We start from the raw sequence: 11947 nt of genomic DNA, 5'->3' as shown, positions 1-11947 counted from the left end.
CGCCCAGCAACCTTTTGGAGTGCCAAAAGGTTGCAAAACATCCCGGAGAAGTGGCAGAGCTGGTTGAATGTACCTGACTCGAAATCAGGCATACGTGAAAGCGTATCGAGGGTTCGAATCCCTCCTTCTCCGCCAACAAGCCTTAGAGCCTTATAGAATAAACACCCCTATCTAAATCAATGACTTAAAGAGTAATTTACCGCAGTGTGTGTTACACCGAACATATGAAAGAACCTATGTGTGCACATCTTGCTAAACGCGGCTCAGCCTACTATTACAGACGAAAAACTCCTGTCGAACTTGTCCACCTCTTCGGCAAAGAAGCCATGAAATCTTTGGGTACAAAAGAACGCAAATTAGCGGAAACTTTAGTGCGTCAGATTGCAACAGAATATGACATGCTTTTGCTGCTGCTTCCGCAAACCTTGTGCTTGAGCCTGACCCACTTCACAGGAAGATACACAGACCACGTCAAGAGCAAAAGAATCCATTGGTAAAGGCCTTTACCATTAATGACTCAGAAATATACGCTTATTTAAGGTCAAACATAATTGATACAATAAGTTAAGTTTACTGAGTCTAGTTAGCCAAATACTGAGCAATGCAGGGCCTTTATCGCACTATTCGGTTCTTGATGGTTAGTTCGATAATGCTGCTTATACTTAAATAATCTGCACAACCCTAGTTACTACTTCAGCACTAGCTGACGCATATCAAGGTAAAGTTGTTGGTACACCAAGGATATACAAATGACACAGAACACCGCAAAAAGTCCAAGTCGGGAAGAACTAGATTCTTTTAATATTCATCAAGCAGATAACAGGAATCGAGCTACACAGCTGGTTAACTACGCATTCATTTTAGCTGGAGGTACGTTCACAACCTCGGTGACCGTATTTGCAACTAAACCCAAAGCGGAGATTACTCCAGCAATGGCGGGTTATCTACATCATGGTTGGTACTACTTATTTACAGCCACAATGTGCTTTTTCTTTATGATAATGTTAATTATTCTAAGAGACTACTTCATGGCAGAGGTTTCATGGAGACCAAGGCTTGACGGAAAAGAACCGTATCTCACCGAAAAGACATACAAAACAATCTACATACTTTTTGAGTTAGGTATTCTAGGTTGTGGCATTTGGGGGACTATCAACCTATGCAGAGGTTTAAATCAAACAATGTTCGCAGCGATGGCACTAATAGGCTGATTAAGCTTGCAGAGGGGCTGTGGCCTTCAGTCAATCCAAATAGGTTTGCTACCCTGTTGCATGTACAAGACCCATCAACATGACGCCTGCCTTCTGGTAGTATATGTCCTTTTATAAATCTGCTTAAACACCCATAAACCAGCGCGTATTGTCTGCTAAGGGCTATGACTAGATGCTGGAAAAGGAACTGCAAGGCTTGCACCAAAGTACACAGCTTTATCAAATGGGCTGTTCTTCAAGGACAAGTAAACAACATTAGCGTAGCGCCTTTGCTTACGCAAGCTTGCAATAGCATTAGATGCATGAAAGCTTACCGCTTCTTGTAGCTCCGTCATCCTGATAGCAAACTAAAGGGTAAGTTGATTGCTAGTCAAGTCACAAATACACTGCATATACTGTGCAATTAAAGAATCTAGATTTATTTAAAAGAAGGCTGAATGAATTTACATAAGCAAAACAACCGACCAATTGGCATCGATCTATTTGCTGGAGCTGGTGGGTTATCACTTGGTTTTGAGCAAGCAGGATTTGATATTGCAGCTGCCGTCGAGATCGATCCAGTTCACTGTGCAGTACATGAATATAACTTTCCAAACACAACAGTCATTTGCTCTAGTGTCACCGAACTGACTGGAGATGTGATTCGCCATAGGGCTGGACTTAGAGATAAAGACATCGACTGCGTTTTCGGTGGAGCGCCATGCCAAGGCTTTTCAATGATAGGTAAGCGAGTACTGGAAGACCCTCGTAATCAGTTGGTTTTTCACTATGTCCGCCTAGTTCAAGAGCTAAATCCAAAGTATTGTGTCTTTGAAAATGTAAAAGGTCTGACTTTAGGAAAGCACAAACAGCTATTAGACGAGCTGATTGAGGCTCTTGGTCAAATTGGCTACAATGTTTTACGACCCTATAAAGTCTTAAATGCTGCGGACTATGGCATTCCTCAAGATCGCCGTCGTTTGTTCTTGCTAGCAGCTCGAAATGGAGAAGCACTGCCGGAGTACCCTAATCCACTTGGTAAAGTAAGCGTAATGGAGGCAATTGGTGATCTACCCGATGCGGATGAATTTGATGAGCTACTAAGCTCTGACTCTGTAGAAGTAGAATTCAATACTGAGAGTCGCTACGCTCGCATACTTCGCGGCTTTGATTTTGATGCAGAAGATGTAAGTTACCCACGTGACTTCGACCAAAATGTGCTAACAGCAAGCATGCGAACAGAACACACTGCGCTTTCACAAAAACGTTTTCTCGAAACTGAGCATGGTAAATCAGAGCCTGTTAGCAGATTCCACAAACTAAACCCTCACGGAGTTTGCAACACGCTAAGAGCTGGTACAGACAGTGCAAGAGGTGCATTTACCTCACCGCGCCCGATACATCCTTTTAAGCCAAGAGTCATTACTGTCAGAGAGGCTGCACGGCTTCACTCCTACCCCGACTGGTTCCGCTTCCATGTAACCAAGTGGCATGGTTTTAGACAGATCGGCAACAGCGTCCCACCCTTGCTGGGCAGAGCAGTAGCAAGGCAAATAGTTAAAGCTCTAAAGCTTAAGCTCAAGAAACCTTTGGCTACCTTAGTGCTTGGCTCAGGGGGCGAGGAGCTTCTTAGCTTGAACATGAGTACAGCGGCAAATTACTTTAGTGTTTCAGCATCTGTTATTGGCCAAAGAACTCGAAAAACCCGCGTTAAAAAAGATGAATGGGAGACTGCTAGTGTCTAAGCCAAAAACGATAAATCGATATGATGCAATTATCGAGAGTATATTTAATAGTCACCACTCTAGAAGGCTAGAGTCATTTGAATTTACACGCTTAGAATTTGAAGAAACCGCAACTAAATTAGGTATCGTACTTCCCAAGAACATTGGGGATGTCTTGTACTCCTTTCGCTATAGGAATAACTTGCCGAAAGGAATTACAAAAACTGCGACCAAAGGTAAGGAGTGGATTATAGAAGGTGCTGGCCGCGCTAAGTATCGTTTCAGGCTTGCTTCTGCTAATCCAATCACCCCTAGTCCAAGCCTAGTAACGATAAAGATACCTGATGCTACTCCAGAAATTATAACGGCTTACGCCCAGTCCGACGAGCAAGCGCTTCTTGCAAAGGTTCGTTATAACCGCTTAATCGACATTTTTCTTGGTGTTACCACCTACTCCCTCCAGAACCATCTGAGAACAACAGTAAAGTCAATCGGACAGATTGAGATTGATGAAATTTACGTTGGTGTCGATAAATACGGAAGGCAATTTGTTATTCCGGTGCAGGCTAAGGGCGGTAGTGATAGGCATGGAGTTGTACAGACCCAACAAGACATCTCGTGCTGTGCCGAGAAATTTCCTACACTTATCTGTCGAGCTGTATCGGCTCAGTTCATGCAAGGCAACAAGATTGCACTGTTTGAAATGACCGTAGAGGACGGGGATATAAAGGTAGTTGAAGAGCGTCACTATCAGCTAGTGGCTGCTTCCGAAATATCTGCAACCGAATTAGTTAGCTACAATGTTCGCGGAGGTTAATACCTCGTTCAGCCTACAAACCAGACAGATGCTTACCCAAAGTGACACTGAGTCTAAAGAACGGTAGCGTACTTATCTGTTACACTTTGCCATTACAGGTGTTATACCCACAAACATATAAGTTATTTGGTATAGAACGAGTAAGAGTCCCTCCTTCTCCGCCAACAAGCCTTAACCCTATGAAATTATCAGCATCGATCACCGCTTTATTCTCCCTGTTATTCATCGTTCTATGCGCTCAAAGTGCTGAAGAGTTTGGTGCTGAGCAAAGAGTCAAGAACCCAGTTAAGATTCCCTCCTCCCTCATTACTCAGCTAAGCAAAAAAATCGCTACAGACGGCATAAACGCTTGCCAAGAGGTTAAGCTCAATGACTTATTTGAAGCGCAGTTAGTGAGCTTGAGCAAATCCACAAAGGCGTATTTGGTGAAACCTGCGCATGCCTGTTTATGTAGTGCGCATGACTGCCCTATGTGGCTATTTAAAATGAACAAAACGACGGCAAAGCTGATATGGGATACGCCAGCAACCAGTTTGTTAGAGATCATGGATAAGAAGTTGAATGGCTATAGCAAACTAAGAGAAGTGAGTGCGCTTGATGGTCAAGGGCATGAAACCATCTGGGCATGGAATACCTCTAGTTATACAGAAATTTATCACGATGTATGGGTGTTGGATGCCGACAAGAAGTGTCGCTTGGGAGAAGAAACGACACAACTCATGGATGGAAAAATGGTACAACATACAAAAACCTGTATTCAAGATTAACCTATCCCAGCCCCCCCTCTGCCGCCAGCGTTCTGGCTTTAGTTTTCACAAGCAGGCCTAAACATGATAGATTTTTAAAAAATATAAAAATCTATCATGTCCATGCAAGCAGTCTCTCCTGTTCCACGCGGTCTCAATCAACGCATTCTTTTTCTATTAGCCATCACCATTAGCAAATCGGCAATTGCAGAAGAGGATGTGTACGAGATCGAATTACCCGATGTTGAAGTCACTGCCGTCAAAAGAAATGCCTCGACGCATCACACGCCATTAATGGCGGAGGTGATTGCAGACGACAGCTTGCAAAACGCACATGTGAGCCAGATCTCTCAGCTGAACACTTTGCTGCCCAACTTTTCCATACAGCAATATGGCGTCTATAAAAGTGCGTATATTCGCGGCGTAGGTGGTGGTGGCAGAAATGCCGGTTTTGATGCACGTACTGCGATATATGTGGATGGCGTGAATGTTGGCCCCACGATGTCGCTGGAAAGCCTGTTGTTTGATGTTGATGCAGTGGAGATTGCCAAAGGCCCCCAGGGGTATACACATGGCAATCAATCCGATACCGGGGCGATCCGCATCACAACACAAGAAGCCACGGCCACACCCCAGGCACAGATCAAGTTTGGGCTTGGTCATCTCGATTATCGCGAAACCACAGCGGTCATGAATATGCCTCTCGCAGAGCATATCAACAGCCGTATCGCGATCAGAAAAGAAACGCGTGACGGCTATGTCGAGAATGACCATACCAGTCAATCGCTGAAAGATCAGGACAATACATCCGCCCGGGCCCAGTTGCAGATACAAACCAGTGAGCAGCATCGTTTGAAGTTGTATGCAGACTATGCAGACCTCAACAACCAGAACTTTCTGGCCCAGCCACTCACCGGTATGTTTGGTCAACCAGCGCAAAGTGGCAATTCATTCTCACGCGTGTTTGTAAATACGCAGCCCGTTTCACACACCTTGGCGCAAGGATTCAGCATCCAGAGTGAACGGCAGTTGGCCAATCTCGCGCAACTGGAGGTAATCGTGGCGGCCAGGGACCACAGACATGACCGGCAAACGGATAATGACTATAGCAGCAATGATGTATTGGCAACCTACTACAAGGACCGCCAGCAGTTGACCAGCCAGGAGTTTCGTTACAGCTCGGATACGCAGGCGGCGCTACACTACGTAGCTGGCCTGTATTTCTCGCAGGAAGATCAATCAAATGACAGGCGTGCGGTTTTTGGCAACGATATGGCAACGCTGGTGAAACGGCCATCAGCCACTGTATTCACCCCATTTGGTGCCACTTTTGGCGTGACGGCAGGTGCTGTGGTGCCTCTGCAGGCCAAGGTAAACACACAGACCCAGGCTTTATATGCCAATGCCAGTTACGATCTGGACCCTTTTACGCTGCACATAGGTGGCCGCTATCAGTGGGAGCAAAAGCAGCTGGATTTCAGCCTGGATGGTTCACAGAGTGGCGCTTTTCGTATCGGCACCTTGAACCAGCAAAAGCAGGCCATGGCTAACCACTTTTTTTCTCCACTGCTGGCGGTGAGCTTTCACCCCAACCAAAGAAATACCCTGTTAGCCAAATTTGCACGGACTTATAAAAATGGGGGCTGGAATGTAGATTTTCTGAATCGGGCACAAGTGCAGGATGGCTATGCGTTCGCACCGGAGTCTGTGGATAGCCTGGAGCTGGGCTGGCATTACCAGCACAGGGCGTTTGATTTCAACACGGCACTGTTTGTGAATCATTACGACAACTACCAGGTGTTCCAGTTTTCCCGGCTAGGCGCAAACACGCAAGTATTGCAGTTGCGCAATGCCGCCAGCGTGAGAACGCAAGGGCTGGAGTTCAGCGCGCTAGTCCCGATTGGCCTGGCATGGCATATCAACTCAACACTGGCTTATCTGGATGCCAGCTACCTGCGTTTTCCCAGCGGTGGTGCCAATGGCACCGATGCCTCTGGCCAGACGCTGCCTGACGCGCCACGCTGGAGTATGGCCAACACGCTAAATTATGGTTTTTACTCAGGCATGCTAAAAGGCAAACTCGAAGCCAGCCTGCAACACTATTATCAATCAGCCACTTATAGCGGTATCAGTAATGAGCCAGAAACCAGCCAGCTTGCCAGGAGGAATTTGCTCAACAGTTGCCTCAACTACACCACGGATAAACAGCACTGGCTGTGGAGCGTATGGGTAAGAAACCTGACCAACCAGCAATTTGCCGTGGCCAAGGGAAAAGACTTTTTAGGCAATCAGATCGCGATTTATAACGAACCCCGGCTATGGGGTGTCAGTGGCGAATATCGATTTTGAGAATGAAGTGCCTGAATAACGCAAGCACTGGCATGTCAACACTAGGCTTGCAACGCGCGGATTTCTGGCAGATTTCGCCACCAGCTATACACATCCATGCCACAGCCAAACACATAGCGGTTAGGCACGGTGAGTCCGACAATATCGGCCTGCAGTGGTTTTTGCAGGCCGTTATCTTTTTCGGTGAGTACTGCAGTCAGCACGCGGCTGGCGCCCGCTTGCTGGCAATACACCACCACCGCAGCCAGCGTAATACCTTCATCCAGAATATCATCCAGTACCACCACGGTTTGCCCGGCCAGATCCAGTTCTGGCTGTTTGCTCCAGACGATTTCTTGCCCGGCAGTGCCGTGATAGCGGTTGGCTTGCAGGTAATCCAGCCGGGCTGGCAATGGCAAACGACTCATTAACTGGCCCGCCAGATACAAGCCGCCACGCATCACACACAGCAAGATCGCAGGCTGGCCAGATAACTGATCACGCAACTGCTCAGCCATGCGATCAATGGCAAGGCCGACTTCTGCCGCTGTAAACACGACATCTGAATGGGCGATCCAGAAATCTGGCGACTGCGCTTGTGCCGCGAGCATGCCTGATTAGATTGCCAGTGATTTCAAATAGCTTCTGAAGCTATCGGCGATTTCAGGATGCTTTAAACCCAGCTCAACGTTAGCCTGCATAAAGCCCAGTTTGCTACCGCAATCATAGCGTTTGCCTTTGTAGCGATAAGCCATCACTTTCTCGTATTCCATCAAGGCAGAAATACCGTCCGTGAGTTGAATTTCGCCGCCTTTGCCAGGTTTGACATGCTCCAGGCAATCAAAAATACGTGGGCTCAACACATAACGGCCAACCACTGCCAGGTTAGAAGGCGCTTCTTCTGGTTTAGGTTTCTCCACCATGCCTTTTACTTCGAGCAAATCATCTGTTTTAGCAATCGCATCAACCACGCCATAGCTGCTGGTTTCTTCCGGCGCCACGGTTTCAATGCCCAGTACTGAGCATTGTTGCTCGGCATAGACATCTACCATTTGCTTGGTGATAGAGACATCACCCACCAGCAAATCATCTGCCAGCAACACGGCAAATGGCTCGTTACCCACGACCGGCTTAGCACACAATACCGCATGGCCAAGACCCAGTGCTTGTGATTGACGGATAAACACGCAACTCACACCTTTTGGCAAAATGCTGTGCACGATATCGAGTAGTTTTTGTTTGCCGGCGGCTTCCAGTTCGGCTTCCAGTTCATAGGCCTTATCAAAATGGTCGGCAATCGAACGCTTGTTACGGCCCGTGATAAAAATCAGCTCAGTCGCACCAGCGGCGATGGCTTCTTCGGCCGCATACTGAATCAGCGGTTTATCAACAACAGGCAGCATTTCTTTTGGGCTGGCCTTAGTCGCCGGCAAGAAGCGGGTGCCTAACCCCGCCACCGGAAAAACGGCTTTTGTAATTTTTTTCATGGTCGTATCCTAAACAAAATAATTATAAAAATAATCAACAATCAATCTTAATTTAACGGCTTAATACAGATTTTAATTTTAACCAAAGAACGACGCCAGCCAGTATCGCGGTGATCGCATTGGCAATGATCACAGGCCAATCCTGCCTCAATATGCCGTAGATCAGCCATAACAATACGCCGGTCGTAAATATCGTATACATTGGCAGTGATATTCCGCTTAAATCTCTGGTACGCCATGATTTAATCACCTGCGGCACAAATGCTATCGTAGTGCACACAGCGGCAATCGAACCAATACACAGATTTAACGCGGTCATTTCAAATCTTCTACTTCGGCACCAAACGCCTGTAACTTAAGCTTCTTCAACTGGTCACGATATTGGGCCGCTTTTTCAAACTCCAGGTTCTTGGCCGCATCATGCATGGCTTTTTCAACCCGCTTAAGCTCTTTAGTCAAGGTTTTCTCGCTCATGTTTTCATAGCTGGCCTGCTCTTGGGCGGCTTTGCGTTCACGTTGTGCTTCGTCTTTATCGTAAACGCCGTCAATAATATCCTTGATGCGCTTGGTCACACCCCTAGGCGTGATGCCATGTTCGGCGTTAAACGCCAGTTGGATTTTGCGTCTGCGATCGGCTTCGTCCATCGCCAGTTTCATGCTGCGGGTAATTTTGTTGCCGTAAAAAATCACCGTACCATTGAGGTTACGCGCTGCACGGCCCGCGGTTTGAATCAATGAGCGTTCAGAACGCAAGAAGCCTTCTTTATCAGCATCCAGTACGGCGACCAGCGACACTTCAGGAATATCCAGGCCTTCGCGCAGCAGGTTAATGCCCACCAGCACATCAAACTCGCCCAGGCGCAAGTCACGGATAATTTCGACGCGTTCTACCGTATCAATATCACTGTGCAAGTAGCGTACTTTGACGCCATGCTCGCTGAGGTAATCGGTCAAATCTTCAGACATGCGCTTGGTCAACGTCGTCGCCAGCACGCGCTCGCCCACAGCCACGCGTAGTTTAATTTCACCTAGCAAATCATCGACCTGCGTATCGGCCGGTTTCACCGTGATTTCAGGGTCAACCAGGCCAGTCGGGCGCGCAATCATTTCCACCACTTGCTGCTGGTGATTTTTTTCATAATCCGCCGGGGTCGCCGACACAAAGACGCACTGGCGCATAATGCGCTCAAACTCTTCAAACTTGAGTGGCCGGTTATCCATAGCCGACGGCAGGCGCCAGCCATAATCCACCAGGTTAGATTTACGCGAACGGTCGCCCAGATACATGCCGCCGACCTGCGGCACGGTGACGTGGCTTTCATCAATAATCATCAATGCCTGCTCAGGCAGATAATCAATCAATGTTGGCGGTGGATCGCCCGGATTGCGCCGTGTTAAATGGCGACTATAGTTTTCAATGCCTTTGCAAAAGCCAATTTCATTCAGCATTTCGAGGTCAAACCGCGTACGCTGTTCAATACGCTGCGCTTCAACCAGTTTGTTTTCGCTGAGAAAAAAGCTCACGCGCTGGCGTAACTCTTCTTTAATCGTATCCATCGCCCGCACCGTGGCTTCACGCGCGGTCACATAATGGCTGGATGGAAAAATACGGAAGTTATGGATTTTGTTAAATACCTGCCCGGTGAGCGGATCAAACAACTGGATACTATCAATCTCATCATCAAACAGACTGATGCGTACCGCTGTTTCACTGTTTTCAGCCGGGAACACATCGATAATATCGCCGCGCACGCGAAAACAGCCGCGGCTAAAATCAAAGTCGTTACGGTCATACTGCATATTGATCAGTTGCGTCACGATGTCTTTTTGCGCAACCTTTTTACCCTGATGGATATGCAGCACCATGCCATGGTACTCACCGGGATCACCAATACCGTAAATGGCCGACACAGTCGCCACAATGATCGTATCTTCACGCTCCAGAATGGCTTTGGTCGCCGACAAGCGCATTTGCTCAATATGCTCGTTAATGCTGGAATCTTTTTCGATAAACAAATCGCGCGAAGGCACGTAGGCTTCTGGCTGGTAATAGTCGTAATAGCTGACGAAATACTCCACAGCATTATTCGGAAAAAATTCCCTGAATTCGCTATAGAGTTGTGCGGCCAGTGTCTTGTTCGGCGCCATGACAATGGCCGGTTTGCCAGTGCGGGCAATCACATTGGCCATGGTATAGGTTTTACCAGAGCCAGTCACACCGAGCAAGGTCTGAAATTTCAGGCCATCATCAATGCCTTGCGTCAGCTTTTCAATCGCCTGTGGCTGATCGCCAGCAGGTGGAAACGGCTGGTGCAATTCGTATTTACTGCCAGGGAAAGTAACGATCACAAGAACAATCTGGAGACAAGAATGGTATAAATCATATTTTAACTGTTTTTGCGGCCACAGGCGCAGGATTTACAATTTTCGGAGATGCCTTTCGCCCGAACTTTTATCGCAAGAATCAGTCACTTCAAACACATCAAAACAGGCACCAGGGGGATTCCGTGAAACACTTGTTTTTAGCATGCCTATTGCTCGGCACATCCGTTGCCAATGCTTACAACCAGCAAGCATTGATGGAGGCCTATTTTGGTGTCGTCATGATCCGCGGCTACAACCTGGATGGTGGCATGGCCTATGGTTCCGGCGTGGTGGTTGCTGATAACAGCGTCGTCACCAACTGCCATGTACTACGCGCCACCAAACAGCCTTGGATTTCACGCGGCGAAGACAGTTACCCGATCACCAGCGTACGCGCCGATGCCTGGCACGACCTCTGCCTGGTCACCACCCACAATATGCCCTTCAAGCCCGTCCTTCGCGGCAATAGCCACGACCTGGTACGCGGCCAGGAAATCACCGCCATCGGCCACTCCAATGGCGTACCGGCACCCATCACCTCTGTGGGTGAAATTCAGGGCCTCTACCCCACGCAACCTGGCAATATGATACGCAGCAGTGCCAAGTTTTTAATGGGCGCCAGCGGTAGCGGCCTGTTTGACATGGAAGGCAGGCTGGTCGGCATTAACACTTTCAAAACCGCAGGCAATGGCGGCAGCATCCACTTTGCACTGCCGGTTGAATGGCTGGATACACTGGAGAAAATGCCCGCCACCACCGAATTCCCGGTGCATGGCAAAGCCCTGTGGGAAGAAGACGAAGACAAAAAGCCTTTTTATATGCGCGCAGCAGTACCTGAGTCCCGGCAAGACTGGGCAGCCCTGCAAAAAGTGAGCAGCTTATGGACACAGCAAGAGCCCACCAGCGCAGATGCCTGGTTTAGCCTGGGCTTGGCGAACCTCTCGTTAAAGCAATTCGCATTGGCCGCCAGTGCGTTTGATCAAGCCGTCCGCCTGGATAAACAATTTGTCGAAGCCTGGTTCAGACGTGGAGAAGTCGCACAACAACTCGGCGACCAGCAAACCGTGCACCAGATCGAGACCCAATTGCAGCAAATTGATCCCTTATTGGTTTCCGTCTACCAGGCTTATCTCGGCTGCGAACAACATTGCCAGAAATAACGGCTTGATTTTTTTAGAAAAACCGCTTGCACCAGCTTCCACAGCCGTGGTTTTTTGCGTAAAATATTGCGTTTTTCAATTTTTTGCAGGTCGCACCCGGCGGCCTGTTTGAGCATAGTCGACCCAACAAG

General features: G+C 48.0%; 12 protein-coding genes and 1 tRNA gene. 8 read left to right on the top strand and 5 right to left on the bottom strand.

The window, feature by feature from the left end; genetic code table 11:
• The first annotated feature begins 44 nt into the window (after positions 1-44).
• The 3 genes from OH31_RS05285 (at position 45) to OH31_RS05275 (ending at position 1211) form a co-directional block, all read left to right on the top strand.
• A tRNA-Ser gene (locus OH31_RS05285) sits at positions 45-135 on the top strand.
• Between the two features lie 89 nt (positions 136-224).
• Complete coding sequence (locus tag OH31_RS05280; protein ID WP_024929910.1) at positions 225-497, top strand: DUF6538 domain-containing protein; 273 nt, start codon at positions 225-227, stop codon at positions 495-497.
• A 252-nt stretch (positions 498-749) separates the two neighbouring features.
• Positions 750-1211 carry a hypothetical protein gene (locus tag OH31_RS05275; protein ID WP_024929909.1) on the top strand — a complete coding sequence of 154 codons (462 nt, stop codon included), beginning with the start codon at positions 750-752 and terminating at the stop codon, positions 1209-1211.
• A gap of 155 nt (positions 1212-1366) precedes the next feature.
• Here the strand turns inward: OH31_RS05275 and OH31_RS15365 are convergent, their stop codons facing one another.
• Positions 1367-1546, bottom strand: a complete 180-nt coding sequence (locus tag OH31_RS15365; protein WP_370576183.1) for a hypothetical protein — start codon at positions 1544-1546, stop codon at positions 1367-1369.
• A gap of 102 nt (positions 1547-1648) precedes the next feature.
• On the opposite strand from OH31_RS15365, the gene OH31_RS05270 reads away from it, so the two are divergent.
• The 4 genes from OH31_RS05270 (at position 1649) to OH31_RS05255 (ending at position 6826) form a co-directional block, all read left to right on the top strand.
• A complete protein-coding gene (locus OH31_RS05270) occupies positions 1649-2935 on the top strand; it encodes a DNA cytosine methyltransferase (protein ID WP_024929908.1) in 1287 nt (428 codons plus the stop codon).
• Positions 2928-3731 carry a hypothetical protein gene (locus OH31_RS05265; RefSeq protein ID WP_024929907.1) on the top strand — a complete coding sequence of 268 codons (804 nt, stop codon included), beginning with the start codon at positions 2928-2930 and terminating at the stop codon, positions 3729-3731. Before OH31_RS05270 ends, OH31_RS05265 begins: the two co-directional genes overlap by 8 nt.
• A gap of 179 nt (positions 3732-3910) precedes the next feature.
• Positions 3911-4498, top strand: a complete 588-nt coding sequence (locus OH31_RS05260; protein ID WP_024929906.1) for a hypothetical protein — start codon at positions 3911-3913, stop codon at positions 4496-4498.
• A 96-nt stretch (positions 4499-4594) separates the two neighbouring features.
• Positions 4595-6826, top strand: coding sequence for a TonB-dependent receptor (locus OH31_RS05255; RefSeq protein WP_024929905.1), 2232 nt, complete (start codon positions 4595-4597; stop codon positions 6824-6826).
• Positions 6827-6867: 41 nt separating this feature from the next.
• Here OH31_RS05255 and OH31_RS05250 read toward each other — a convergent pair whose 3' ends face one another.
• Genes OH31_RS05250 through uvrB form a run of 4 tightly spaced genes read right to left on the bottom strand, consistent with a single transcriptional unit; the run spans position 6868 to position 10641 of the window.
• Positions 6868-7416 carry a hypoxanthine-guanine phosphoribosyltransferase gene (locus OH31_RS05250; protein WP_024929904.1) on the bottom strand — a complete coding sequence of 183 codons (549 nt, stop codon included), beginning with the start codon at positions 7414-7416 and terminating at the stop codon, positions 6868-6870.
• A 6-nt stretch (positions 7417-7422) separates the two neighbouring features.
• Positions 7423-8292: a UTP--glucose-1-phosphate uridylyltransferase GalU gene (gene galU, locus OH31_RS05245; RefSeq protein ID WP_019882014.1), complete on the bottom strand. Its 870-nt coding sequence runs from the start codon at positions 8290-8292 to the stop codon at positions 7423-7425.
• A 52-nt stretch (positions 8293-8344) separates the two neighbouring features.
• Positions 8345-8611 carry a SemiSWEET transporter gene (locus OH31_RS05240; protein ID WP_024929903.1) on the bottom strand — a complete coding sequence of 89 codons (267 nt, stop codon included), beginning with the start codon at positions 8609-8611 and terminating at the stop codon, positions 8345-8347.
• Positions 8608-10641: an excinuclease ABC subunit UvrB gene (uvrB, locus tag OH31_RS05235; RefSeq protein ID WP_024929902.1), complete on the bottom strand. Its 2034-nt coding sequence runs from the start codon at positions 10639-10641 to the stop codon at positions 8608-8610. The genes OH31_RS05240 and uvrB overlap by 4 nt, the downstream gene beginning before the upstream one ends.
• A gap of 158 nt (positions 10642-10799) precedes the next feature.
• Between uvrB and OH31_RS05230 the strand changes: the two genes are divergently transcribed.
• A complete protein-coding gene (locus OH31_RS05230) occupies positions 10800-11816 on the top strand; it encodes a trypsin-like peptidase domain-containing protein (RefSeq protein WP_024929901.1) in 1017 nt (338 codons plus the stop codon).
• The last annotated feature ends 131 nt before the right edge of the window (positions 11817-11947 follow it).

The sequence above is a fragment of the Methylophilus sp. OH31 genome, from assembly GCF_000576615.1.
In the GTDB taxonomy this organism is placed as follows: Bacteria; Pseudomonadota; Gammaproteobacteria; order Burkholderiales; family Methylophilaceae; genus Methylophilus.
This window is presented reverse-complemented; position numbering and strand designations above follow the sequence as displayed.